Annotated in this window: 24 protein-coding genes and 1 tRNA gene; 14 read left to right on the forward strand and 11 right to left on the reverse strand. The window is 72.0% G+C overall.

The features are described from left to right. The first annotated feature begins 255 nt into the window (after positions 1 to 255). The 5 genes from G4G93_RS25080 (at position 256) to G4G93_RS25100 (ending at position 2,865) form a co-directional block, all read left to right on the forward strand. The gene (locus G4G93_RS25080; protein ID WP_060848503.1) at positions 256 to 555 is read left to right on the forward strand and encodes a hypothetical protein; all 300 of its coding nucleotides are present in this window, start codon (positions 256 to 258) and stop codon (positions 553 to 555) included. A 105-nt stretch (positions 556 to 660) separates the two neighbouring features. After that, on the forward strand, positions 661 to 1,269 hold the full coding sequence (locus G4G93_RS25085; RefSeq protein WP_060848502.1) for a hypothetical protein: 609 nt from the start codon (positions 661 to 663) through the stop codon (positions 1,267 to 1,269). 60 nt (positions 1,270 to 1,329) lie between these two features. Further along, positions 1,330 to 1,812 (forward strand): hypothetical protein, encoded by a 483-nt coding sequence (locus G4G93_RS25090; protein ID WP_165088425.1) that lies wholly within the window; start codon positions 1,330 to 1,332, stop codon positions 1,810 to 1,812. Positions 1,813 to 1,814: 2 nt separating this feature from the next. Beyond that, positions 1,815 to 2,114, forward strand: coding sequence for a hypothetical protein (locus G4G93_RS25095; protein WP_060848500.1), 300 nt, complete (start codon positions 1,815 to 1,817; stop codon positions 2,112 to 2,114). 49 nt (positions 2,115 to 2,163) lie between these two features. Continuing rightward, complete coding sequence (locus G4G93_RS25100; protein ID WP_145984690.1) at positions 2,164 to 2,865, forward strand: hypothetical protein; 702 nt, start codon at positions 2,164 to 2,166, stop codon at positions 2,863 to 2,865. A 271-nt stretch (positions 2,866 to 3,136) separates the two neighbouring features. Here G4G93_RS25100 and G4G93_RS25105 read toward each other — a convergent pair whose 3' ends face one another. The 6 genes from G4G93_RS25105 to G4G93_RS25130 form a co-directional block, all read right to left on the reverse strand. After that, on the reverse strand, positions 3,137 to 3,697 hold the full coding sequence (locus G4G93_RS25105) for a metallophosphoesterase family protein (protein WP_060848497.1): 561 nt from the start codon (positions 3,695 to 3,697) through the stop codon (positions 3,137 to 3,139). Positions 3,698 to 4,004: 307 nt separating this feature from the next. Continuing rightward, positions 4,005 to 4,078: transfer RNA gene (locus G4G93_RS25110), tRNA-Gly, on the reverse strand. An 80-nt stretch (positions 4,079 to 4,158) separates the two neighbouring features. Next, positions 4,159 to 5,589, reverse strand: a complete 1,431-nt coding sequence (locus G4G93_RS25115) for a M48 family metalloprotease (protein ID WP_246737011.1) — start codon at positions 5,587 to 5,589, stop codon at positions 4,159 to 4,161. Positions 5,590 to 5,702: 113 nt separating this feature from the next. After that, positions 5,703 to 6,500 (reverse strand): thermonuclease family protein, encoded by a 798-nt coding sequence (locus tag G4G93_RS25120; protein WP_246737004.1) that lies wholly within the window; start codon positions 6,498 to 6,500, stop codon positions 5,703 to 5,705. Between the two features lie 1,340 nt (positions 6,501 to 7,840). After that, positions 7,841 to 8,221, reverse strand: a complete 381-nt coding sequence (locus G4G93_RS25125; RefSeq protein WP_165088430.1) for a hypothetical protein — start codon at positions 8,219 to 8,221, stop codon at positions 7,841 to 7,843. 133 nt (positions 8,222 to 8,354) lie between these two features. Beyond that, the gene (locus tag G4G93_RS25130) at positions 8,355 to 9,140 is read right to left on the reverse strand and encodes a hemerythrin domain-containing protein (RefSeq protein ID WP_165088433.1); all 786 of its coding nucleotides are present in this window, start codon (positions 9,138 to 9,140) and stop codon (positions 8,355 to 8,357) included. 790 nt (positions 9,141 to 9,930) lie between these two features. On the opposite strand from G4G93_RS25130, the gene G4G93_RS25135 reads away from it, so the two are divergent. After that, positions 9,931 to 10,191 (forward strand): hypothetical protein, encoded by a 261-nt coding sequence (locus tag G4G93_RS25135; RefSeq protein WP_165088436.1) that lies wholly within the window; start codon positions 9,931 to 9,933, stop codon positions 10,189 to 10,191. Between the two features lie 148 nt (positions 10,192 to 10,339). After that, a complete protein-coding gene (locus G4G93_RS25140; protein ID WP_165088439.1) occupies positions 10,340 to 10,486 on the forward strand; it encodes a hypothetical protein in 147 nt (48 codons plus the stop codon). 74 nt (positions 10,487 to 10,560) lie between these two features. Here the strand turns inward: G4G93_RS25140 and G4G93_RS25145 are convergent, their stop codons facing one another. Further along, entirely contained in the window at positions 10,561 to 11,028 is a 468-nt protein-coding gene (locus G4G93_RS25145; RefSeq protein WP_165088442.1) for an MgtC/SapB family protein, read from the reverse strand. A gap of 525 nt (positions 11,029 to 11,553) precedes the next feature. Between G4G93_RS25145 and G4G93_RS25150 the strand changes: the two genes are divergently transcribed. From G4G93_RS25150 to G4G93_RS25165, 4 genes are all read left to right on the forward strand, one after another. Beyond that, positions 11,554 to 12,003, forward strand: coding sequence for a helix-turn-helix domain-containing protein (locus tag G4G93_RS25150; protein WP_165088445.1), 450 nt, complete (start codon positions 11,554 to 11,556; stop codon positions 12,001 to 12,003). Between the two features lie 100 nt (positions 12,004 to 12,103). Continuing rightward, complete coding sequence (metK, locus tag G4G93_RS25155) at positions 12,104 to 13,282, forward strand: methionine adenosyltransferase (protein ID WP_165088447.1); 1,179 nt, start codon at positions 12,104 to 12,106, stop codon at positions 13,280 to 13,282. A gap of 55 nt (positions 13,283 to 13,337) precedes the next feature. Continuing rightward, positions 13,338 to 14,039, forward strand: coding sequence for a tRNA (guanosine(46)-N(7))-methyltransferase TrmB (locus G4G93_RS25160; RefSeq protein ID WP_165088450.1), 702 nt, complete (start codon positions 13,338 to 13,340; stop codon positions 14,037 to 14,039). A 360-nt stretch (positions 14,040 to 14,399) separates the two neighbouring features. Further along, positions 14,400 to 16,169: an HWE histidine kinase domain-containing protein gene (locus tag G4G93_RS25165; protein ID WP_165088454.1), complete on the forward strand. Its 1,770-nt coding sequence runs from the start codon at positions 14,400 to 14,402 to the stop codon at positions 16,167 to 16,169. 327 nt (positions 16,170 to 16,496) lie between these two features. Here the strand turns inward: G4G93_RS25165 and G4G93_RS25170 are convergent, their stop codons facing one another. Continuing rightward, on the reverse strand, positions 16,497 to 17,435 hold the full coding sequence (locus tag G4G93_RS25170; protein WP_165088457.1) for a hypothetical protein: 939 nt from the start codon (positions 17,433 to 17,435) through the stop codon (positions 16,497 to 16,499). 305 nt (positions 17,436 to 17,740) lie between these two features. On the opposite strand from G4G93_RS25170, the gene G4G93_RS25175 reads away from it, so the two are divergent. Continuing rightward, positions 17,741 to 18,340 (forward strand): superoxide dismutase, encoded by a 600-nt coding sequence (locus G4G93_RS25175; protein ID WP_048429540.1) that lies wholly within the window; start codon positions 17,741 to 17,743, stop codon positions 18,338 to 18,340. A gap of 237 nt (positions 18,341 to 18,577) precedes the next feature. Here G4G93_RS25175 and G4G93_RS25180 read toward each other — a convergent pair whose 3' ends face one another. Further along, positions 18,578 to 19,453, reverse strand: a complete 876-nt coding sequence (locus G4G93_RS25180) for a ChbG/HpnK family deacetylase (RefSeq protein ID WP_165088460.1) — start codon at positions 19,451 to 19,453, stop codon at positions 18,578 to 18,580. Positions 19,454 to 19,551: 98 nt separating this feature from the next. Here G4G93_RS25180 and G4G93_RS25185 point away from each other — a divergent pair, with 98 nt between their 5' ends. Beyond that, positions 19,552 to 20,589, forward strand: coding sequence for a glycosyltransferase family 2 protein (locus G4G93_RS25185; protein ID WP_165088463.1), 1,038 nt, complete (start codon positions 19,552 to 19,554; stop codon positions 20,587 to 20,589). A gap of 48 nt (positions 20,590 to 20,637) precedes the next feature. Beyond that, positions 20,638 to 22,167, forward strand: a complete 1,530-nt coding sequence (gene murJ, locus G4G93_RS25190) for a murein biosynthesis integral membrane protein MurJ (RefSeq protein WP_165088465.1) — start codon at positions 20,638 to 20,640, stop codon at positions 22,165 to 22,167. A 31-nt stretch (positions 22,168 to 22,198) separates the two neighbouring features. Here murJ and G4G93_RS25195 read toward each other — a convergent pair whose 3' ends face one another. Beyond that, positions 22,199 to 22,909 (reverse strand): SDR family NAD(P)-dependent oxidoreductase, encoded by a 711-nt coding sequence (locus G4G93_RS25195; RefSeq protein ID WP_165088468.1) that lies wholly within the window; start codon positions 22,907 to 22,909, stop codon positions 22,199 to 22,201. Positions 22,910 to 22,998: 89 nt separating this feature from the next. Beyond that, positions 22,999 to 23,394: a thiol-disulfide oxidoreductase DCC family protein gene (locus G4G93_RS25200; protein WP_165088471.1), complete on the reverse strand. Its 396-nt coding sequence runs from the start codon at positions 23,392 to 23,394 to the stop codon at positions 22,999 to 23,001. Positions 23,395 to 23,454: the final 60 nt, after the last annotated feature.

Here is a 23,454-nt window from a genome sequence, read left to right on the forward strand (position 1 = left end):
GTACGAATCGGTCGGTGACGAAATCGGGCTGGAAGCCCGGCACGTCGGCGTCCCGGTCGATGTGATCCGCACGTATGTGCGGCTCCATCACGGCGTGGAGGCGATCGATCCCGCGGCGCTTGCGATCCTCCGGGGCGAGGCGCCCTCGACCCCCGCGGCAGTCCAGGGCGGAGTGGAGGCCGCCCGCGGCCGCCCTTTCTGGCCGCGGTGGCCGGAGCTCCCCCCGCCGCGGTCCCTCCAGGGTCGAGCCGAGTGGTGGACGCCTTGGCTGAGGCCGTGATCGCGGCCCGCGAGATGGCCACCAAGGCTCGCCAGATCCCCGAGTTCAAGGGTCGCCTGGCCGCCGAGGAAGAGGAGCGCCATTGGGGAATGCTCGCCTCGGCCTGCGCGGGGAGCGCGAGCCGGCTGGTCCTCGTGACGCAGCCCCGCTTCGCCGGCCACCCCCTCCTCGATGAGGGGATCCGCCTACGCGAGGAGCTCCAAAGCCACTTCGAGCGCGCCCACGCCCGGCACACCGAGCTCCGCCGCAAGGGGATCCGGATCACGTTCAGCTGACACTGCCAAGCTGCGGCAACTTCGCCCCTGGAATTCCGTCTCACTGATCCCTACTATTAGGGACATGGCTTGGCACTGCCGAGCCATATCGAGGGAAACCCGACCATGAGCACCACCACCGCTACCGCTTCTATCGATCGCGCCGCCCTGCTTCGTGATGCCTGGACGCGAGCCCGCTCCGCTGCCGAGGCAGCGAGCGAGAGCGCCCGCCGGCACATCGGCACCGCAATGCGTGCGGCATGGGCCGCAGCGCGGCCGGCCCCCAAACCCGACGTCGAGCCCTGCGCGACGTACGTGCTCGGCAAGCACGATCGCCGGTGCCGCGGCTGGGAGCGAGTGATCCGCGAGACGATGCCGCTTCCCGTTCCGGAGGACGTCCGTGGGGCCGGGGACCTGCCGGGGTGCTATGCACCTGAGCGGGGGACCGAGGAGCTGTTCGGGCTCGATGCGGTGATGCAGGGAGAAGAGAACCACCACAGGCGGTCACGCGGCTGGACGTACTGGCTCTACGTTCGCGATCCGGCGACGAACGGCATCGTTCCGCTGACGCCGACGGTTGCGCGCAAGGCTTTGATCAAGAAGGCGATCCTAGGCGGCCGCATCCATCTCGCACCCGAGGTCCTGAAGGGGGCTGGCGACATCGCCGCCATGGTTCGCATGCTGGTCGCGATCCGCGCGGGCCTGCCGATCGCCGAGCTCGCGGCGGCCGAGTGATCTCCCGGCCGGGGCCAGCTACCCCGGCCCTTACCCCCCCTGCCTTGAAGGTCCCGCCCCGTGAACGCCCATACTCCCACACCACCCACTTGCCTGCGCCCCGACGATGGCGTCGCCGCTCTCCTTCAGGAGCTCATCGACGCGTGCCCGCCATCGCCCGAGCCGGAGCGCACGCTCACTGACGTCGCCCGCTCGTCCTCCCGCGTCGGGAAGAAGGCCCTCCACGTCCAACGCCTCATGGACCGCGCCGCCGCCGGCGAGCACCTCGCGCATGAGATCTGGGCTGCGCAGGGCCAGCTCGACGACGAGAGGGCCCTGCTTGGCGGGTACATCGAGATCGCGGCGATCGGCAGCCTGGGCGGCCGGCCCTACACGCTGGCGCCGGCCTGGGGCTCGGCGCAGATAGCGGTCTACCGCACGAACGACGACACGCTCGCATTCCGCTACCCGCGGGGTCTGGGATATTTCGCGGTGATGGCCTTGCTCGACGCGTTCGAGGCGGGTGTCGCCGAAGGCCGCCGAGCCGCATCGGAAGGACCGTGACCATGGATCGGCAAACTCTGGAAAGGGCCGGCGTGTTGCTGCTCGGGCCAGATTGGAAGCTGCCGCTCGCAAGCGTTCTAGGCCCGCATCATCCCGAGGGCGCTCGCGAAAAAATCGATCCCCGGCTCGTGAGGCGGTGGGCAGTCGGCGATCGTGCGATCCCCGGCTGGGTCGCGCCCGTCCTCGTCACGCTGCTCATGGAGCGATCCAAGGAGCTCAACAATCAGGCGTGGGATGCCGCTTACCTCGCGCAACGTCTCATCGATGAGGGGGTCGGCTATGGCGCGCTCAAGAAGGATTGATGAACGCCAGAAGAGCCTGTGGGACGTCCTCGGCGAGGAGCCTGTGGAGATGAAGGCACCGCCGCGCGAGCTTGCCGCGATCCCGGCGAGCCAGCCTGCCCCGGCGTCGGACGTCTTCACGCCCGAGGAGCTCGCCGAGATCGAGAACTTCGTGGCCTATGGCCAGTCGCATGGACCGGTCGGCAACGAGGCTGGCAAGCTGTGGGACGCCTGGATCACCGGCGGGAGGACCGTCGAGAATGAGCGCCTGCGCCACGAGGGACTCCCCGCCTCGGCCGACGTCCAGGTCCTGGAAACGCGCCTCGGCTGGGCCGCCCTCGTCCTCTACGCCGAGGACGCGGACGTGGACGCTCGTGACCGGCACGGCGACCTCACCCGGCCGGACGTCGTTCGGGGGGAGCGGTTCTTCTGGCGCACGCGAGACGCCGCGATCGCGCACTGCGCTCACGTGATCTGGAACCGTTTCAACGAGGACGACGGCTCGACGGGCAGGAAGGCGAAACGCCGGATCGCCAGTGCCGACAGGGCCCGGGTGTTTTTCGAGGAGTGCGGGATCGAGGCCGCCGCCCCGCCGCCGCCGAGCCTGAGGCGCGTCCTCGTCACGGCCGACCGCGAGAGGCAGCTCAGGCTCCGCGCCCCTGTGAGCGACGTCCTTCTGGCCCACTACAGCGGCGTGATCGACCCACCGAGCGAACTCACGCTCAAGCGCCGGCAGCTGAAGCGGGAGCGGCAGGAGGGGGCGAGAGCCTAGCCCTCCTCGACCACCTCGCACACCACGCTCCCGTAGGTCGACCCGTCCGGGCAGTCCCCCAGCCGGGCCCGCCTGAACCGGGGCCGGACGCAGCAAGCCCAATACACGACGTCGACCGGCGGCCGAGGATCCCCCGGCCGCCGGCATGCGTTCGCCTCCGCCGCCCGGCGCCCCGCCTCTGCCCTGGTGATCGCCAGGGCCATACGTCGGCATGTCAGGCAGGTCACCGCGCCGGGCGGGGGCTCCGAATAGGAGTAGCCTGGTCGCACGGTCAGGCCGCCTCGGCCAGAGCGGCGACCACCGCGGGGGCGCCGGCCCGGGCGGCGTCGACTGACATCGCCTCCAGGATCTCGCTTAGCCTCACGGGCCGCCAGTCCCAGCAGTCGACACCGACGTCCAGGCTCCTCCCGCAGCCGGGCAGGCTCCCGTGGGAGTGCCCGTAGAGGTGCAGGGCGCCCCGATGCGAGTGGTTCCAAGTCCGCTGCGCGTAGTGATCCAGGACCAGGCGGCGTCCCTCCACGACCGGCTCGGCGCGCTCGTGCTGGCTGTACCACGGCAGCGACGTCGTCCTCGACGCGTCGTGGTTGCCCCGGATCAGGTGCTTGCGGCCGTTCAGGCGGGCGAACACCGCCCGGCAGTGCGCGGCCGACGCGCCATAGGCGAAGTCGCCGAGGTGCCAGATCTCGTCGTCCGGGCGGACGCGGTTGTTCCAGGCCGCGATGAGGGCCTCGTCGTGTGCCTCGATGGAGGCGAACGGCCGGGGGCGCTGCATCCGCGAGGACAGGATCCCGCCGTGGCCGAAATGGGTGTCGGAGGTGAAGTAGGTCCTCATCGGGGAGCCCTCATCGAACGGAGAACGCATGCCGGCCGGGATCCCCGGCGGCGGGTGGCTGGCTCAGGCCAGGCGTTTCCGTTTGAGGAGGGTCATGGCAGGCGGCTCCCGATCTCGATGCAGGATCCGCGATCGCCGACGCGCGAGCAAGGGGTGATTCGGGGCTTGGTTAGGGCTTCCCTGGCCCCGGATACAACGCCCCCGGAGGGGTCATCCGTTGTATCCCTGTTGTATCCCTGCCCATTCCGGGCTTCCCGTCAGCGTGAGGGAACGCCCGTAAGTAGTTGCTGGATCATAGGAAAGGGAGTGGAGCGGGTGAAGGGAATCGAACCCTCGTATTCAGCTTGGAAGGCTGCTGCTCTACCATTGAGCTACACCCGCGGCGGCTGCCCAGATAGCATGGTCGGTCCGGGTTGAGAAGCGGGGCGGCGGAGCAAATCCGTCCTGGATCGCCCCCTGCCCTACTCGACCACCAGCTTGTAGGGCAGGCCGGGGCGCAGGGCGGCGCCCCTGTCGAGGCCGTTGAGAACCTGGAAGCGCTCGAGCGGCCGGTCCACGGCCGTCATGCGCTGGGCCAGGCTCTCGGCGGTGTCGCCGGGGGCCGCCGTCACGATCTGGATGCGCAGGGGCTTGAGGCTGCGGGCCTCCTCCGGCGTCACCAGGGCGATGCTCGCCAGCCAGCGGCCGAAGGCAGGCTCGGGATCGGTGGCGCCCTTGGCCGCCATGATCATCCGGAAGGTGTTGGTGCCGACCCGCACGGCGGCGAGGCGAAAGAACCATTCCTTGCCCTTCGAGACCGCAGTGACCGTCGGAAAGCCGTTCAGCATCCGGTTCTCGAAGCTGCCGGTCTCGATCGCGTCGTTCCAGGTCGCCTTCAGCACCTCCTCGAGGCCCTGGCCGGCATTGGTCTCGACGGCGTCGAACAGCAGGCGGCGGTTGCCGTCCGGAGTGGTGCCGAGAACCGCCCGGGCGGTGTTGTCGAGCCCGAAGCCCTCCGGTGCCTCGAAGGCGACGCCGAGGCGGGGATGGATGAAGCGGCGGCCGCGGATCAGCCCGTCGGCGGGGTTGTCGCCATAGGCGATGCCGTCGATCGCCGCGAGGTAGCGGTTGCGGTCGTCGGTGCCGAGGCCGGGGGCGCCGATGCGGCGCGCCGCCTGGGTCACCTGGGTGATGCGCTCGGGCGTGCTCGGATGGGTCGCCAGCATGTCGGGCTCGGAATTGAGCCCGGATCCGGCGCGGAGCGCCGTGGTGCGGTTGAGTGCGGTGAGGAAGCGGGCGGCGCCGAACGGGTCGTAGCCCGCGCGGGCGAGCGTGCGCACCCCGGTCTGGTCGGCCTCGAATTCCTGGGTACGCGAGAACCGGGCCAGCACGAAGCGGGATTGGTCCTGCAGCAGGGCGCCGGTCGCCGGGTCGTTGAGCACGTCGGCCACGACCTTGCTGACGAGTTCCGAGCGCAGCGCCATCTCGGTCCGCGCGCTGGCATGGCGCAGGGTCACGTGGGCGATCTCGTGCGCCAGAACGGCCGCGAGTTCCGAGGTGTCGTCGGCGAGCGCCAGGAGGCCGCGGGTGACGTAGATCCGGCCGGTCGGCAGCGCGAAGGCGTTGACCACCGGCGAATCGAGCAGCGTTACCGCGTAGGTCTCGTCCGGCCGCTCGGTCGCCTTCACCAGGCGGTCGGTGACGTCGCTGACGAGGCGCAAGGCCGCCGGCGCCCTGTACTCGCCGCCGAACGACGCCACGAGCTTGGCATGGTCGGCGTCGTTGGTCGGCCGGTCGCGCCCGGTGGTGCGCGGCGCTTCCGGCGGCACGACGGCCGCCACCGGCGCCAGCGCACCGGTCTGGTCGGCGGTGCAGGCGGCAACGAGCAGGGTCAAGGCTGCCGCAGGCCACAGGACGGATGCGGCAGGCCTAAGGAAGGCTGCCGCAGGCCATGGGGCCGCGGAAGGCGGGAGGGCCGCCGCGCGGTCGGCCGGCTGAGTTCGCGTGAAAGGCCACCCCATGGCGTTCAGCGCCGCTGCGCCTGCTCCTCGTCCAGCATCTCGATCATCTCGGCAGCGCCGACATCCAGGGTCGGCCCGCGCCACAGCTCGACGATGCCGCGAGCCCGCACGCGCCGCCCCCGAAGCGCGACACCAGAGAAACCACGTTCGAGCATGATCCGCCAAGTGCGTTTCGACACCGTGACCGTAACACCTTCCGCGCCGAAAGGGGCGAAGTTGAGATAGGTCCGGCGCTCGCGCTCGCCGACGTTGCGCACCCGCCCCTCCACCACCGCGAAGCGTCCCGCCAGCGCCGCGAGGCGCGCCACCTCCTCGGTCGGCACCGGCGGCGCCGACGCCCAGATCCCCCGCCCGGCGCGGCGCGCCGCGTCCTCCAGCGCCAGCAGCCCCGGCCGGCACAGGCTGTCGCTCTCGCCCGCATCGACCGGCGCCAACCCGGCCGCCACGAGCCCGCCGGCGAGGTCGACGGGCTCGGCCTCCTGCGTCGCCGCATCCAGGGTGATTCGGCCCCAGCGGTCCGGCTCCGGCGCCTCGCGGGTGGCGAGCGCCCGCCCGGCGAGGGCTGCGAGCCAGGCCCGCGCGGTCTCGGCCGCGGCCGGATCGTCGGGCCAGCGCAGACCGTCGAGCCGGCCCCGCCGCCCGGAGGCGAGGACGAGCTCGCCCCGCGCCCCGACCGAATCGAGCCGGTCCTGCCCGGCGACGCGGCCCCGGCAGGCCGGCGGCTCGCGGCTGCGCGGGCTCGCCGCCTCCGCTACTCCGGCAAGGAACGCGAGGCCAATCGCAGGGCCGAGCCCCGCCACCATTCGTCGCCTCCCACGGACCCTCACGCGCCCTCTCCACAAGTGGTCGACGCGAGGTTGGCGGAAGCGAGCCGAGATGGTAAGAGGTTCGCCGTGGGTCTCCGTAGCTCAGCTGGACAGAGCACAGGTTTCCTAAACCGAATTGGGCGTCGCGCTGGGAAACCGCGCGACGGATCCGCTCAAATTCGGGGAAAGCGTCGAGCCGCCAGGCCTCACGCCGATCCCGAGCCAAGCCCGGCCGCCAGGCCGGGAAGGTGTAGAGACTAGACGGGCGGCACCTAAGGGCCTTCTCGAGGCTACGGTGAAGGGATAGTCCAGACCACGAACGCCTCGCGGCGGCGGCGAAAGCCGAAGTGGTACGAAACCTGGGGTCGCAGGTTCGAGCCCTGCCGGGGACGCCACACTCTTCCAGCGACAATGCCGGATGGACTTGCCGGGCCGAATCGCACGCCGCCGCATGGGCCATCGGAGCATGACGCGTCGGGTTGCTGCGTCAGGCCGCGCCACGACTCCACATGGTATCGCGACGCGCCTGCGTCGTGGTGAAGCTCCTTCTCTGGCGTGCCGGCCGGCGGAGGCGAGGGCAGAGTGGCGCTGCCTGCCTGTTGGTTGGATGCGATCGCCTCTCCACCGTCAAGGACGGGATACGCGACCCGATCGTTCTGTTGCCCTCTCGGAACCGCTCGCGCCCCGGGCTATGCCGGTAGGACCGGTGAATTGCCGTGACTGCGGACGAGGATCGAGGATCCCGTCGGGCGACGCCGGCACACCGCCGTCATCCAGCCCCCATCGAGGCGGTGGAATCCTGATGCAGGACCGGCCGGGTCGCCGCGAGGTATGCGAAGCGCCGGGGAAGCAACGGCCGGAGCACGACCCGCGCCACGTGGCCAGCACATGGCCTCGCGTCCACAGCCTCTCTGCTTCTCGGCACAGCCTTTCGGGCGCAATCTCTTGCCCGTGGCCGTGATACCTCACTGCCGCCTTGATTGCGGTGCTCTCTGCCCAACGACCCGGCCGTGTCGCGGTCCGATGCCCTTCCAGCGAGGCAGTACCATGCGGTTCATCGGCATTTTCGGGGCGCTCCTCTCGGTCGCCCTCGTCCTGACGCTCGGCGTCCTGTTCAACCTCGTCGCGGCGCCGTTCCGCGCGGCGCTCGCCCTCCGGCGGGCCTGACGCCTTCGGCCATGCAACGCACCCCCGAGGCGCCGACGGCGCCACGGGGATCCGGTCGGCCGCTCATGCGGTTTCCGACTGATGACGTCTGAATCGCGGAAGACCGGCTCCGCCCGGGCGCCGCGCAGGGTAGCAATACGAATCCCGGACGGAATCCTCGGACCATCGTGTCACACGGCGGCCCTGGCGAGCCAGATTGCGGCGGACAGGCCGACGCCCGCGACGCCGATGAAGCCGATATAGAGGGCGAGCGTCGGGTCGGCGCGGTCATGGGCGACGCCTGGCTTGCGCGGGGAGAGGCGCCACCGTTCCTTGATCTCGGCGAGCCGGGCCCGGGCGATGTCCTTCGGCGACAGCGGGTTGCCGCCGGCCTCCTCGCAGGTCCCGAGCATCGCCATGCCGGGATCGAACACCTCTACCTTGTCGCCGCTGCGGCCGGAATCGATGTCGCCCTTCAGCATCGCCGTGTTGGGTGTCGGGGCATCGACAGGGGCCGGCGCGCTGGCGCGCTGCGCCGACAGGTGGGGCGGAACGTCGGACTCGTAGCTCATGATGCGGCCCTCGGGGTCGGCGCGGCCGGCGCCGCGCGGATTTTTTGTGACAATCTGCAGGGATGACGCCCGGCGCGGCCCGAAGTTCGGGGAGGCCGGCGCCCTGCGGCAGGACGCCTCCGGCCGCCGTCCCCTACCGGGTGATCCGGCTCGGCGAGATCGGGTCGCTCGCCGGAAAGGTCTCCTCGACGGCCTCGTCCAGGAGGCGATCCTGTCGCGCCTGCAAGTCCTCGCTGGGCCTGCGCTCGCCGGGCGCACCGGCAGCAGCGAGGTCCGACCCAATCCGGCCGCGGCGAACGCCGCCCTCCTCGCCCCGATCCTGCCCGCCCCGGCCACGCATCGGCGCGGGGGCGTTCCGCCCCCGGCCGAGGCGCCAGGCCAGCAGCGCCGCGCCGGCAGCGGCCAGGCCGAGTCCCGCGGCGAGGGCGAGATCCCCCGATCCGGCGGCCTCCCGCGGTCGGCGAGACCGCGATTGCAGAACCCGGCTGCGCGCCCGGACGAACGCCGTCCCGGCCTCGCGGACCTCGTTGTCCGACAGGAGCCGGCGGGCGAGCGGCAGGAGTTCGTGGCCGTGCCGGTGCAGGTGGCGGTCGACCTCGTAGGTCACGTCCTCGAATGCGTTGAGCCAACCGGAAGCGGGTGCGCGACGCGCCTGGGCGAGGGCGTCGAGCCGCGCCATGACCTGCCGATGCTCGCGCCGCAGCTCATCGACCATCGCGCGCGTCTCGCCGCGCCGGTCCAGCACCGTCAACAGGCCGGCATCGACCGCAGCCGCATGGGCGTGAAGCTCGCCGAGAAGGTCGAAGAGCAGTCTCTCCCGGCTGCGCACCACCCCGGGACCGTTGAGCGCGTTCGGGATCTCGCGGATGAGCTGGGCGATGTTCGCGTGATCGCGGTCAATCAGTCTCCAGATATCCATGCGTCATCGATCCTATTGCTGTCCTGCATCGATGCCTGCCAACTCCGCTGGTCTTGGCGCGTTCCCTCCGCATCCTCCCGTCACGCGTCGCCGGTCGTTGATACGGCCTCGTCCGGCAGCGGGAACGGGACGGGCCCGTCGGGTGCGACCTCGGCGCCGGCCGGCGGTGGACTGCCGGTCGCGGGCGGGGTCGCGGGCGTTGGCGGGGCAGGGTTCGTTCGTCGCAGAGCATCGGCACCTCCACCGGCTTGAGTCGGTGGGGAGGCGGGCCGGATCAGCGAGGGCTGACCAAGGCCGCGCAGGCGAATCAAGGCGATCACCAGTGGTCGAGCACGCCGGACGGCCAGGCAGGCCCGGATTGCGAGACGGCGCGATGGGCGCGTCGCACTCTCCTCGATGCCCCGGCACCCGTCCCGGCAGCGTCCCGGTCTCGCGCGCGACGGCACGGGGCAACCGGAACGATGCGCTGCAACACGAGTTATTGCGTTGCAGCATCACGGCTCGGCCGCGATGCTGCAGCCCTCCTAGGGCGTTTCCTCCCTGACTGAAGCCGCTCGCGAGAGCGGCTTCTTTTTCTCCAAGGGGTTCTTTCTCCAGGGGGTTCGTGTCGGCCTGCGGCTTTCTCTCGCGGCAGGAGAGGCATCACTGCCTCACGCAGCGTCCGGACTGTGGCGGGGCTGCGACTGTCCTTCCGTGAGATTGGCGGTATTCCCCCTCTCGTTTTCGCGCTATGGGCTGCAATGCTCAGCCGATTACGGTTGGACCTCTCACGACGATCGAACACGATATCATGGCGCACGACGGAAACCCGCTTCAGGTCGATCTGGAGGAAGTCGCGCCCGACGAATTCATCATCTCGGTCGTCTGGCGTGGGAAGAGGCTCGGCTCGCTGTATCTCCGGGGCGACCAAGAGGAGGCGGCCGCCTTCCTCGAGGCCGCCCGCCAGCGCATCGTGGTCGCGATCACCGGCGACGGACCGGCCGACGTCGACAAGCAGGTTCAGCGCGAGTTGGTCGACCTCAGCCGCAACCTCCATCAGCCGCGGGGGTGAGCGCCGCCTCCGGCGGAGTTCGAGGGCGGTCCGATTGTCCCAGATACCGGCGCGAACCTGCGCGCGAAGGGTACGGTCATCCGTCCGCGTCCATTCGCGGAAAGGTGACGCGACGCCTCGCCATGACGCCGGGACGTTCGACGGCACCGTGATCTTCGGCGACATGGGCAACGATCTCGCCGCGCTGATCGCCGCGCCACTCCGTCCGGCACACACCAGCAAGAAATTGGCGGAGAACGTCGGCACCGGCGGATCGCCCCCCCGCCGCGCCGCGATGCGGGACGCCGCCTGCTGAAGGTCTCCCTCGTCCCGCACCCCTCGACCCAACCCTCGGGCCCCACGCCGCATCGACCCCGATGCCGGCCGCCTTCACCGATCGTCGTGTTCGGGCCGCCGCGCCTGCCGGCCCCGCAGCCTGGCATCGATCGCCCGGTCGATCGCCCCGCCGACCAGCAGGGTCGCGAGCAGGAAGCCGATGCCGAGGGCCAGCGGACGATAGGCGCCGAGGCCGCAGACGATGCCGAGGGCGGCCGTCACCCAGATCGCCGCGGCGGTGGTGAGGCCATGCACGCGGTGGCCATTGCCCCTCACGATCACGCCGGCGCCGAGGAAGCCGATTCCGGTGATCGTGCCCTGGATCGCCCGGCTGGCATTCGCATCGGTACCGTCGCCGGTGAAACCGGATCCGGCGAGCGTCACCAGGGCGGCGCCGAGGGCCACAAGGCCCAGGGTCCGCACGCCGACCGGCTTTGCATGCATCTCGCGATTGAGGCCGACCAGCCCGCCGGCGAGAACGGCGGCGCCGAGGCGCAGGCAGATGTCGAGGGTCGACAGCATGGCTCAGGTGCCCCGTGCCGCGGCCGGGCCGCGGCGGAAACTTGAAAGGGCCGCGGCCGGGCCGCAGCGGAAACAGGACAGGGCCGTGGCCGGGCCGCGGCGGAGACTGGAATGGACCACGGCGATCCTCACGCGGGACGGTCCCGGCCGGTCCGCTCGGCATGGTAGAGGGCGCGGGCCGCGCGGGCCATCGTCTCCGCGACCGTCCGACCCTCCGGCAGGCTCATGGTACGAGTTCGAGGCGACGCCGAGGCTCGTCGTCCGGACCGGCAGGTCCGGAATTCGGGCGCGCCCGACGCGCCTCCGGGATTCCCGACGCCCGGTCGTGGAAGCCCGGCATGGGGCCCCGTCCGGTCCCGAGGGCCGGTCGGGACCGTCCGTTTTCCGCCGCGTCATCCGCTATGCCGAATGAAGCGTTCGCCCAAACCGCGGGCATTTACGTGATTGCAACCGTTGGGAATCAACAATCAACTCGTCGTCTTCCATGCCGCGACGCGACGCGCGGGCAGCCCTGTGAGCCGAAGGATGGCCGGGAAACCTGCAGACCACCGCGACGTCCATATCGGCGGCGTCATCGAGGAACGGCGCCTGCGCGCCGGCCTCAGCCGCGAGGCCCTGGCCGCCCCGCTCGAGGTCTCGCTGTCGCAGCTCGGCAAATACCTGAAGGGCGCCAACCGCCTGAGCGCCACCGACCTCGACACGCTGGCACGGGTGCTGGGCGTGCCGGTGAGCTTCTTCTTCGAGGGCATGCCGGGGCGGGACCCCGCACAGCCGGGCCTCAGCGACCGGCCGCAGGCGCAGCTGGAGGCACAGGCGGGCTGGACCGACTTCGCCGAGGCGGTGGCGCGCGCGGCCGACACCCACCTCGACCAGGATCGCCGCCAGACGCTGGGCAGCCTGGTACGGGCCGTGGACCAAGCGCTCTCGGGGCAACAGGCGTTCGATAAAGCGAACAACTCCGGTCCATCGGATTGACGTTCGGGATTCCGGCTGCCAGAACCCCCCGCAATCGAAGTGTCGGGCTCGAACCGGTCAACGCGCCGCTCCCGACGTGATCCTGGGGGCTTGGCGAACCATGCCGCGTTCAAACTACCTCTTCACCAGCGAGTCGGTCTCCGAGGGCCATCCGGACAAGGTCTGCGACCGCATCTCCGACACCGTGGTCGACGCCTACCTGGCGGTGATGCCGGAGGCCCGCCTCGGGGTCGAGACCCTGGCGACCACCAACCGCGTCGTCATCGCCGGCGAGGTGCGCGGCCCCGATTCGGTCACCTTCAAGGACCTGGAAGAGCTGACCCGCGAAGCCGTCAAGGACATCGGCTACGAGCAGGACGGCTTCCACTGGAAGAACAACGACGTCGCCATCCACCTGCACGCCCAGTCCGCCGACATCGCCCAGGGCGTCGACGCCGCGGGCAACAAGGACGAGGGCGCGGGCGACCAGGGCATCATGTTCGGCTACGCGTCCGACGAGACGCCCGCCCTGATGCCGGCGCCGATCTACTACGCCCACAAGATCCTCAAGGACCTGGCCGATGCCCGCAAGGGCCGGCAGGGCGCGGCGGCCAAGCTCGGCCCCGACGCCAAGAGCCAGGTCACCGTGCGCTACGCCGACGGCCGCCCGGTCGAGGCGACCCAGATCGTGCTCTCGACCCAGCACCTCGACGAGTCGCTCGATTCGGCCGCCGTGCGCGAGATCGTCGAGCCCTACATCCGGGCGGCGCTCCCCGAGTCCTGGGTTACCGACCGGACGGTGTGGCACGTCAACCCGACCGGCAAGTTCGTGATCGGCGGCCCCGACGGCGATTGCGGCCTCACCGGGCGCAAGATCATCGTCGACACCTATGGCGGCGCGGCGCCCCACGGCGGCGGCGCCTTCTCGGGCAAGGATCCGACCAAGGTCGACCGCTCGGCGGCCTACGCGGCCCGCTACCTCGCCAAGAACGTCGTCGCCGCCGGCCTCGCCCGCAAGGCCACGATCCAGCTCGCCTACGCCATCGGCGTCGCCAAGCCGCTGTCGATCTACGTCGACCTGCACGGCACCGGCGAGGTCGACGAGGCGAAGCTCGAGGCGGTCCTGGGCGAGCTCGTCGACCTGTCGCCCCGCGGCATCCGCACCCATCTCGGCCTCAACAAGCCGATCTACGCCCGCACCTCGGCCTACGGCCATTTCGGCCGCGAGCCCGACGCCGACGGCGGCTTCTCGTGGGAGCGGACCGACCTCGTCGGCCAGCTCAAGAGCGCCCTGGCCTGATCCGGCGCCCCGGTGCTAACGGGGCGTCTCCACGCCCCTCCGGCACCGGGACACCATGGACGACCACGACACCGACGCGAGCGGCGAGCGGACCCGCGCCTTCTACGGCCGGCGCAAGGGCAAGCGCCTGCGCCCCGGCCAGGAGGAGCGGCTCGCCGAGCTCCTGCCGCGCCTGCGCCTGCCCGAGGCCGGCCGCCTGGACCCCGCCTTCCTGTTTCCGCGCCCGGTCGCGGAGACCTGGCTCGAGATCGGCTTCGGCGGCGGCGAGCACCTCGCCGCGCAGGCCCGGCTCAATCCCGACGCCGGCATCATCGGCTGCGAACCCTTCGTCAACGGCGTGGTGAAACTCCTGCGCACCGTCGACGACGAGGGCCTCGACACGGTCCGGTTCTGGGACCGGGACGCGATGGAACTGCTGCCGCGCCTGCCCGATGGCAGTATCGGGCGCGTCTTCCTGCTCTATCCCGATCCCTGGCCGAAGCGCCGGCAGCGCAAGCGCCGCTTCGTCTCGGACGAGTCGCTGAGCGAGATCGCCCGGGTGCTTCGGCCCGGCGGCGAGTTCCGCTTCGCCTCCGACATCGACGATTACGTCGGCTGGACCCTGGTGCGGGCCGCCCGCTGCCCCTCCCTGCGCTGGACCGCGACCCGCTCCGCCGACTGGACCACGCCCTGGCCGGAATGGCCCGGCACCCGCTACGAGGCCAAGACCACGGCGGAGGGGCGACGTCCCACCTACCTGACCTTCCGGCGGGTGTGAGGCGCCCCGCGGACAACCTGCGGGCTCCTGTCGCGTCACCCCCGGCCCATGCCAGGCTGAGGGCATGACCGCGGTCGCCTTCGACAGCCTGACATTCGCCCGCGCCCTCCGCGAGCGGGCCCACCTCACCGCCCTCCGACGCCCTTGCCGGTCCGCCGGGGCTTGCGGCGTGTCCCGGCGCACCGCGCCGCAAGCCCCGGCGGCCGACCTTACCCCTCGCGACCTTGCCGCCGAACGCGCGGGAAGGCATGGTTTTCCCGAGCAGAACAGCCGAGCCGGGCCGGGCGGCGCCCATCGACGGAAGGACGGGATCCGCGCCTTCCGCCGAGCCGCCCGCCGATCACCAGGACTGAGCCGCATTTGGACCAGAGGCCCGACGCCGCCCCCACGCTGCCGGACGATCCCCTCTCCCGCCTCGCCTTCGAGGGCGCGCCGGTCGCCCTCGCCTGCCTGACCGGGCCGGACCGGCGCATCGCCGCCGCCAACCCGGCCCTCTCGGCGCTCCTCGGCCTCGCCCCCGGGGCGCTGGTCGGGCGCACCCTCGCCGATCTCGACCACCCGCACCGGGCCAAGATCGACCCGGATCTCGGCGGAGAGGCGTGCTGGCGCCGGGCCGACGGGTCGCCGCTGCGGGTGCGACTCCGGGCCGGGCCGGAACGGGACGGCCTGCGGGTCGTCGCGATCGAGGCGGCGGCCGACGGGGCCGCCACCGCCCGGGCGGAGCATACCCGCCTCGCCCTCGCCTCGGCCGGCCTCGGCGAGTGGAGCTGGAACCCGGCGGACGGCCGCGTCGCGCTGTCGGACCGGGCCGCCGCGATCCTGGGCCACCCGGCCGGCGCGACGCCGAGCTGGGCCGACCTGCAGGAATCGGTCGGCCGCGACGACCTCGAGCGGATGCGCGCGACCGTGCGGGACGCCGTCGCCAAGGACATCCCCTACGCCGTCGAGATTCGCTTCCGCCGTCCTTTGGACGGGCAGGAGGCCTGGATTTCCGCCCGCGGCCAGGCGATCCGCGGGCCCGACGGCACGCTCACCGGCATGATCGGCGTGCTCCAGGACGTCACCGCCCGCGAGGAAGCCCGCCGCGCCCTGCACGACCGCGAGCAGCGGCTGCGGGTGGCGACGACGGTGGCGGCGCTCGGCATCTTCGAGTGGCACGTGCTCGACGACCAGTCGCTCTGGGAGAACGAGCGCATGTGGGAGATCTTCGGCCGCAGGCCGCAGGACGGCACTATCAGCATGCGCGAGTTCTTCCGCCGCGTGGTCCATCCGGAGGACAAGGCAGGGTTCCGCGCGGCCGTGGCGGCGGCGCTCCACAGCGACGGGGTGCTGCACGCGACGACGCGCATCCGCCGCGCCGGCGACGGGGTGGCCGAGGAGTGGCGCACGATCGAGATGGCCGGGCGCTTCGAGCGCGACGGGGCGGCCGGGCTGCCCCGGCGCCTGATCGGCGTCGTCGCCGACATCACCGACCGGCGCCTCGCCGAGGAGCGCCAGTCGCTGCTGATCCGCGAGCTGCACCACCGGGTGAAGAACACGCTGGCGACCGTGCAGGCGATCGTCGGCTCGACCGCCCGGACCGCATCGAGCATCGACAGCTTCTACGAGGCCTTCGTCGGCCGCATCATGTCGCTCGCCCACACCCATTCGGTGCTCACCGAGGACGTGTGGCAGACCGCCTCCCTGCGCGGCCTCCTGGAGAACGAGCTGCGCCCCTACGCCGACGGCGCGATGCAGTCCGGGAGCGGCGGGCGGATCGAACTCGACGGCCCGGCGGTCGACCTGCCCTCCGAGGTCGCGGTGCCGATCGGCATGGCGATCCACGAGCTGACCACCAACGCCGCCAAGTACGGGGCGTTGTCGAACCGGAACGGCCGGGTGCGGATCCGCTGGAGCGTCGAGCCCGGGGCGGATCGGCCGCGCCTGCGCTTCCACTGGCAGGAATCCGGCGGCCCCCCGGTGGCGCCGCCGACCCGCCAGGGCTTCGGCTCGCGCCTGCTGCAGCGGGTGCTGACGACACAGGTCCAGGCCGAGGTCGCGACCGACTACGCCCCCGGCGGCCTCACGCTCACCATGCTGGCACCGCTGCCGGCCCGTAACGCCGCGCTCAACCCGCTGGCGACGTTGTGAGCGGCGGCTGAGCCGCCAGCTCCATGCGGGTCTCGGACGCGCTCTTCGTGGCCGAGCCGGCCCTGTTCGAGCCGGCCGCCGCCGTCCGGGGACGGTTCGCCGTCGCGGCAATCGCCGGCACCCTGCCTGAGCGGTTCGGGCCGACCCTCCGGTTCGGGCACGGCGGTCGGGCACCACGGCCTCGGCGCGCTGCGATGGCAGGCAGGCCCGGAGGGCGGACCGGCCACCGCGACGGGAACCGACGTCGCCGATCGCAGGATCGCGCGCCTCTGGGTGCTCCTCGACCCGCCGGCCGGATGGGACCGGCACACCGGGACGCCGGGTGGATCAGGCGGAGCGGGCCGCCCCCTCGCCGCCGGCGCTGCGGAACGCCTTCAGCTCGTCGATCGACGCGAAGTGGAAGCGCCCGGCCGGCGTCTCCGCGTCGATCGTGCCGTCGGCATACATCGTGTAGGTGTTGCCGCCGGAATCGTAGGTGCCGATCACCGTCTTGCCCGGCGGCTCCTCGGGCAGGAGTTCCTCCGGAGGGGGCGGGGGCGGAGCGGGCTCCGGCGGAGGCGGCGGGGACGGCTCCGCCGCCTGAGAGACGGGCGGGGGCGCCGGCTCGTCATGCGGCGCGCCGGCCTCGAACCGCCGCTCCTCGATGGGAGCGTGAGGCTCTCGAACGTGATGCTCTTGAGCGAGCGGCTCGAGCTCGCGATGCGCCGGGTCCTGGTGCACGGGCTCCGCATGGAGCGGCTCGCGATGCACCGGCTCGTGATGGGCCGGGTCCTGCGGCCCCGCCGGCGGATCGGCGTCCTCGGCCCGGGTCAGGCGCAGCTCGCTCGCCGCGGGCCCGCCGTCGAGGCCGGTCGGCTCCGCCGGGCGCGGCGCGGGCGGCGTCGCGGCCGGGAACGGAACCGGCGGCAAGATCGATCCTTGGACCGATCCCGGGGCCGACCCCATGACGGGCTCGCTGCGCAAGGCCCGGATCGGCGCGGTACCCGACTCCGGCGGCGCGGGTTCCGCGAGGACGGGGGCCGGTGCGGGACGGTCAGGGATGGGACGCTGCGCGACGGCGGCGCCGGCCAGGGCGCGCTCGATGCGTCCGAGCCGCGCCACCGCGGCGGTGATGCCGAGCAGCACGGCGCCGGCGCTCGCCCCGACGGTACCGGCGATCACCATCGTCCACCCGACCTCGAGCCGCACGAACGGAATGCCCTGCACCATCGCGGCGAGGCCGCCGATCAGCATCAGGAGGGCGAGCACGGACAACGCAACGATCATCGGACTCTCGGGCTTGCGGCAGAAGCGGACCGCCTGGCGGACGGCTGGGGGACAGCCGAACGGGCGGTCCGGGGCCGCCGCCCCGCCCGCCCGCGACGGCCCAGACTTAACGACGCCGGCCGCATTTGCAAAATCGTCGCGCTTGACCGCGACCAAAGTCCGGGATGCGGGCGTCCGGAGGCGGCGGCGGCGTTGCCGCCGGCCCGGGGCCGACTTAGGTAGACGCGGGTGCCGCGGCGGCGCCTCTCGGGTCTCGGCCTCTCAGGTCTCGCCGCGCAAAAACCCATGCGATCCGGAGACACGCCATGGCCTTCACGCTGCCCGAACTCCCCTACGCCTACGACGCGCTGCAGCCCTACATGTCGAAGGAGACCCTGGAGTTCCACCACGACAAGCACCACAAGGCGTATGTCGACACCGGCAACAAGCTCCTCGAGGGCTCGGAGCTCGCCGGCAAGAGCGTCGAGGAGGTGGTGAAGGCCTCCTACGGCCAGAACCAGCCGCTCTTCAACAACGCCGGCCAGCACTACAACCATATCCACTTCTGGCAGTGGATGAAGCCGAACGGCGGCGGCGCGATCCCGGGCGCGCTGGAGAAGAAGATCGCCGAGGACCTCGGCGGCACCGACAAGTTCAAGGCCGACTTCATCCAGGCCGGCGTGTCGCAGTTCGGCTCCGGCTGGGCCTGGCTCGCCGTGAAGAACGGCAAGCTCGAGATCATGAAGACCCCCAACGGCGAGAACCCGCTGGTCCACGGCGCCAAGCCGATCCTCGGCGTCGACGTGTGGGAGCACTCCTACTACATCGATTACCGCAACCGTCGCCCCGACTACCTCAAGGCGTTCATCGAGAATCTGGTGAACTGGGAGCACGTCGAGAAGATGTACGGCGAGGCGATCGCCTGATCGACGCCGCATAATCGTTGATCGAGAACCCCCTCCCCGCCCGGGCGAGGGGGTTTTCTTTGCCTGCTGCGGCCTTCATCGAGCGGCGGCGTTTTCGCCCCGCCGCAGGCGAGAAGCCGGGATCCCCGATCGCCGGCGATGCAGGATGAGGCGGACCTTGTTCCCGACATCCCCTGAACCGTCGGCGGTTGGGGATCCCGGGTTCCGCTGCGCGGCCCCAGGACGACCGGGAGGGCGTCACTCCGGTTGAGCGGAACGGGCGCGTGCCGTGCCGGAGGCCGGCCCCGGCGCGAGCCGGATCCCCTCCCGCTCGAGAAAGTCCGCGAAGCGATCCGATCCGAGATAAGCGAGTTCCAGCGGCCGGCTCGCCACCACCGGGTCGAGGGCGCGCAGAGCCTCGTCGATCTCCCCCGGATGGCACATCACCAGGGGCGCCGGTCCGAGCGCGCGGAAGCTCCGCTCGAAGGCGTCGGCGAACCCCTCCCCTTCCGCGAAATCCGAGAAGCCGGAGAAGCCCCGGTTGGTGGGAAAGCCCGCCCGCCGGGCATCCCGCCGGAAGCCGAGCCCCAGGGCCGCCACCACCAGCGCCTTGCGGGCCTGCGGCCGGGCCCGGATCGCACCGAGGCGGTCGCCCGGGTCGCGCAGCCAGCCGCGCCAGCCCCGCGCTGCGAGCGCCGCGAGGAGCGCGCTCCGCACGCCGGCCAAGACGTGGACGTGCTGGTGCCCGTCGACGAAGTCGGGCAGGCGGCCCGTCGCCGCCGCGAAGGCGTCGAGCTGGCGCTCGATCTCGGGGCGGACCTCCGCGGCGGAGAGGCGGCCGGACAGGCTGAGCGACAGGAGCCGGCCGAGCGGCGGCAGGCGCCCGTCCGGTGCGAGGCGCGGCAGGGGTCCGAGAGGGGCGCCGGTCGTCAGGGTGAGGTGGAGGCCCAGGCCGATCGTGCCGCGGAGTTCGCGCAGGGCCGGCGCCGCGTCCCTGAAGGCCGGGATGTTGGTCATCGACCCGGTGGCTGATATGCGCTGCCGTCGCGCCAGGTCGAGGATGCCCCGGCTGACGCCCGGGCTCAGGCCGTAATCGTCGGCGCAGAGCACGACCGGGCGCCGTTCAGGAAGCATCGCGTATCTCGCGCTGGAGCCGCCGGTGACCGCACCGGCCTCGATGACCGCCCCGCCGGCCTCCGCCGGCGCCAGACACCGAAACGAGGGACAGCGCCGTGGAGCTGTTCAGACACCCCGAACCGGTCGACCTGAGCGTCGTCATACCGGTCTTCAACGAGAGCGCCAACGTCGCCCCGCTGCTTGCCCGTCTGGTCCCGGTGCTGGACCGCCTGACTGCGGCCTGGGAGGTGGTGTTCGTCGATGACGGCAGCCACGACGACACCGCCGCGGTGATCGCCGCCCATCACGCCGCCGAGCCGCGCGTCGGCGCGGTCTCGTTCAGCCGCAACTTCGGCAAGGAGATCGCCATCGCGGCCGGGCTCGACCACGCCGAGGGCCGCGCCGTCGTCATCATGGATGCCGACCTGCAGCACCCGCCCGAGCTGATCGCGACCTTCTGGGAGCGCTGGCGCGAGGGCAACGTGATGGTCTACGCCCAGCGCACCGACCGCGACGACGAGAGCGCGATGCGGCGCGGCTTCGCCCGGCTGTTCTACCGCCTGTTCGCCCGCTTCGGCGAGATGCCGCTGCCCGAGGGGGCCGGCGATTTCCGCCTGATCGACCGCAAGGGCGTCGAGGTCCTGCGCTCTCTCCCCGAGCGCGCCCGGTTCTCGAAGGGCCTGTATTCGTGGATCGGCTTCCGCTCGGTCGGCGTGCCCTACCAGGTCGAGGAGCGCCAGCACGGCAGCTCGAAATGGAGCTTCCGCAAGCTGTTCCGCTTCGCCTTCGACGGCATCACCTCGTTCTCGACCGTGCCGCTGCGGGTCTGGACCTATCTCGGCGGCGGGATCGCCGGCATCGCCTTCCTGACCGCGCTCTACTTCGTCGCCGACACGCTGCTGCGCGGCCCCGACGTGCCGGGCTACGCCTCGCTGATCGTCTCGGTGATGTTCTTCTCCGGCGTGCAGCTGATGTCGCTCGGCATCATCGGCGAGTATATCGGGCGCATCTTCGCCGAGGTGAAGCGCCGCCCGCTCTACGTCGTCGCCGAGCGCATCGGCCCGGCGGCGGCGGGCCACGAACGCCCGATCCGGGACGACCGCCGGGACGACCGCCGCACCGGCCGGCGCGCGCGCTATTCGGGCGCCGCCTAAGTCGTCCGGTCGCGCTTCTCGCGGCAGCCCTGTGCTATGGACCGCCGCATGATTCGCAGCATCCTCTCGGTCGGCGGCTGGACGCTGGTCTCCCGCGCCACCGGCTTCCTGCGCGACGTGGTCATGGCCGCCGTGATGGGCGCCGGCCCGATCGCCGACGCCTTCGTGGTGGCCTTCCGGCTGCCGAACCACTTCCGCGCCATCTTCGGCGAGGGGGCGTTCAATGTCGCCTTCGTGCCGACCTACGCCTCCCTCGACGGCAGCGGGGAGGAAGGCGCGGCGCGGGCCTTCGCCGACCGGGTCTTCACCCTGATGCTGCTGGTGCAGGTCGCGCTGCTGGTGCTGGCCCTGCCGCTGATGCCGCTGATCGTGCGGGCGCTCGCCCCCGGCTTCGCCGACGAGCCCGAAAAATTCGCGCTCGCCGTGACGCTGACCCGCATCACCTTCCCGTACCTGCTGTTCATCACCCTGGTGACGCTGCTGTCGGGCATCCTCAACGCCCGCCGGCGCTTCGCCGCCGCGGCGGCGGCCCCCGTCCTCCTCAACGTCTCGCTGCTGGCGGCGCTGGCCCTCGCCTTCCTGTTCCCGAATGCCGGATACGCCGCCGCCTGGGGCGTCGCGGTGTCGGGGGTGCTGCAATTCCTGCTGGTCTGGGCCGATGCGCGAAAGGCCGGGCTCGCCCCCGCGCTCGTGCGCCCGACCCTGGACGATGCCGGCATGCGCCGGTTCTTCCGGATGCTCGGGCCGGCGGTGATCGGCTCGGCCGGCGTGCAGATCGCGATGTTCGCCGACACGATCATCGCCTCGTTCCTGCCGACCGGCGCGGTCTCGGCACTTTACTACGCCGACCGGCTCTACCAGCTGCCCTTCGGGGTCATCGGCATCGCCGCCGGCACCGTCCTGCTGCCGGAGATGAGCCGGCGCGTCGCCGCCGGCGACGCGGACGGGGCCCACGCGGCGCAGAACCGCGCCACCGGCTTCTCGCTCGCCCTGTCGGCGCCCTTCGCGGTGGCGTTCCTGCTGGTGCCGGACCTGATCATGACCGCCCTGTTCCAGCGCGGCGCCTTCGACGCCGAGGCGGCATCCCGGTCCGGCGCGGTGCTGGCGGCCTACGGCCTGGCGCTTCCGGCGGCGGTGCTGATCCGCTCGATCGTGGCGAGCTTCTACGCCCGCCAGGACACCCGCACGCCGGTGGTCGCCTCGCTCACCGCCGTCGCCGTCAATGTGGGCTTGAAGGTGGTGCTCACCGGACCTCTCGGGGTGATGGGCCTGGCGCTTGCCACCGCCGCCGGGGTCTGGGTCAACGTGCTGATCCTGTTCTGCCTCGCCTATGGCCGCGGCTGGACCGCGCCGAGCCGCACGCTGGTCGTCACCGCCTGCGGGGTGCTCGCCGCCTGCATCGTGCTCGCCGCCTGCACGCTGGGCGGCCTGCCGTTGATCGAGCGCCTGATGCCCTCCCTGCCGCGGTTCCGCGAACTGGCGGTGCTGGCGGCGTTGGGCCTCGCCGGGCTCGTCGCCTACGCGGCGACGCTGCTGGTGGCGTTGCGGCTGTTCGGGGTGCGGCTGCGGCGGGTGTGACACGACCTTCGCATGCGGCGCCTCGGCGCCGTTACGGTGGAATCGGCTCCCCGTCCCAGGCGAAGACGCGACCGGAATCGCCGGCCTGCAGCCCGTCCAGGACCCGCAGCAGGTGCGTCGCGCTCTCCTCCGGCGTGAACAGGCCCGGCCCCGGATCGGGGCGGAACGGCCGGGACAGGGCCGTCTGCACCGTGCCGGGATGCAGGCCCGCGACGATCAGCCCGGGATGGGTGCGCGCCGTCTCGATGGCCAGCGTGCGCAGGATCTGGTTGAGCGCCGCCTTCGAGGCCCGGTAGGCGTACCAGCCGCCGAGGCGGTTGTCGCCGATCGAACCGACCCGGGCCGAGAGGGCGGCGAAGACGGAGCGTTCCTTGCGCGGCATCAGCGGCAGGACGTGCTTGGCGACCAGGGCGGGACCGAGGGCGTTGACGGAGAAGACCGTGGCCATCGCGGCGGGGTCCAGGGTGCGGAGCGCCTTCTCCGGGGCGATGCCCGGCCCGTGCAGGATGCCGCTGGCGACGATCACCAGCCCGACCGGCCCGGCCTCCCCGACGCGCCCGGCCACCGCCGCGACGGAGGCCTCGTCGGTAACGTCGACGGGCAGGCAGCGGACGGGGTCGGGGTGGGACGTGCCCGCGCGCGACAGGGCGAACACCGTCTCGTAGGCTCCCCCCGCCGCGAGTGCGGCGACGAGGGCGCGGCCGACCCCGCCCGAGGCTCCGACGACGACCGCGATGCTCATATCGGTCTCACCGCGCTGCTCCATGACGCACCCAGCCGTTGCCGCACGCGCGCTGGTCGAGAAAAGGCCGCCGGCCGGCGCGGCATCGCTCATCGGATGCGGCCGGACAGGCGCAGGAGCCGCACCAGCCGCGGCCGGAGCGGCAGCGACAGGCGGTAGGCCGCCTCGGCCAGGGGCAGGACGGGCTGCCGGCCGAAGACCCGCAGCTCGACGAGGCGGGCGAGCCAGCGCCAGCCCGGCAGACGGCGCCACAGCCGCGCGAAGGCGGCGGCACCGGAGACGAGGCGCCCATCCGTCTCGCGGACGTGGAACCGGGCCCGGGCGGCGGGCAGGTCGAGATCCGGCCCCAGGGCGGCATCGGTCCCGAAACCGGCGAGATCGACGAAGCGGACGCGCTCCGCACCGGCCTGGCCGCGGTAATGCGCGATCTCGGTCCGGCAGAGCGGGCAGGCCCCATCGTAGTAGACGGTCAGATCCTCCCGCATCCGGGCTCCCCCCGACGATACCGCGCTGCCTCCTCAGCTATGCGCACGGGGGCGTTCGTC

Source organism: Methylobacterium sp. DB0501 (genome assembly GCF_011043735.1).
GTDB lineage: Bacteria > Pseudomonadota > Alphaproteobacteria > Rhizobiales > Beijerinckiaceae > Methylobacterium > Methylobacterium alsaeris.

Coding starts and splice junctions, on each gene's coding strand:
- G4G93_RS25085 (WP_060848502.1), top strand. CDS start 661: ATGAGCACCACCACCGCTACCGCTTCTATCGATCGCGCCGCCCTGCTT.
- G4G93_RS25095 (WP_060848500.1), top strand. CDS start 1,815: ATGGATCGGCAAACTCTGGAAAGGGCCGGCGTGTTGCTGCTCGGGCCA.
- G4G93_RS25100 (WP_145984690.1), top strand. CDS start 2,164: ATGAAGGCACCGCCGCGCGAGCTTGCCGCGATCCCGGCGAGCCAGCCT.
- G4G93_RS25105 (WP_060848497.1), bottom strand. CDS start 3,697: ATGAGGACCTACTTCACCTCCGACACCCATTTCGGCCACGGCGGGATC.
- G4G93_RS25120 (WP_246737004.1), bottom strand. CDS start 6,500: ATGGTGGCGGGGCTCGGCCCTGCGATTGGCCTCGCGTTCCTTGCCGGA.
- G4G93_RS25125 (WP_165088430.1), bottom strand. CDS start 8,221: ATGAGCTACGAGTCCGACGTTCCGCCCCACCTGTCGGCGCAGCGCGCC.
- G4G93_RS25130 (WP_165088433.1), bottom strand. CDS start 9,140: ATGGATATCTGGAGACTGATTGACCGCGATCACGCGAACATCGCCCAG.
- G4G93_RS25135 (WP_165088436.1), top strand. CDS start 9,931: ATGGCGCACGACGGAAACCCGCTTCAGGTCGATCTGGAGGAAGTCGCG.
- G4G93_RS25145 (WP_165088442.1), bottom strand. CDS start 11,028: ATGCTGTCGACCCTCGACATCTGCCTGCGCCTCGGCGCCGCCGTTCTC.
- G4G93_RS25150 (WP_165088445.1), top strand. CDS start 11,554: ATGGCCGGGAAACCTGCAGACCACCGCGACGTCCATATCGGCGGCGTC.
- metK (WP_165088447.1), top strand. CDS start 12,104: ATGCCGCGTTCAAACTACCTCTTCACCAGCGAGTCGGTCTCCGAGGGC.
- G4G93_RS25160 (WP_165088450.1), top strand. CDS start 13,338: ATGGACGACCACGACACCGACGCGAGCGGCGAGCGGACCCGCGCCTTC.
- G4G93_RS25170 (WP_165088457.1), bottom strand. CDS start 17,435: ATGATCGTTGCGTTGTCCGTGCTCGCCCTCCTGATGCTGATCGGCGGC.
- G4G93_RS25175 (WP_048429540.1), top strand. CDS start 17,741: ATGGCCTTCACGCTGCCCGAACTCCCCTACGCCTACGACGCGCTGCAG.
- G4G93_RS25180 (WP_165088460.1), bottom strand. CDS start 19,453: ATGCTTCCTGAACGGCGCCCGGTCGTGCTCTGCGCCGACGATTACGGC.
- murJ (WP_165088465.1), top strand. CDS start 20,638: ATGATTCGCAGCATCCTCTCGGTCGGCGGCTGGACGCTGGTCTCCCGC.
- G4G93_RS25195 (WP_165088468.1), bottom strand. CDS start 22,909: ATGAGCATCGCGGTCGTCGTCGGAGCCTCGGGCGGGGTCGGCCGCGCC.
- G4G93_RS25200 (WP_165088471.1), bottom strand. CDS start 23,394: ATGCGGGAGGATCTGACCGTCTACTACGATGGGGCCTGCCCGCTCTGC.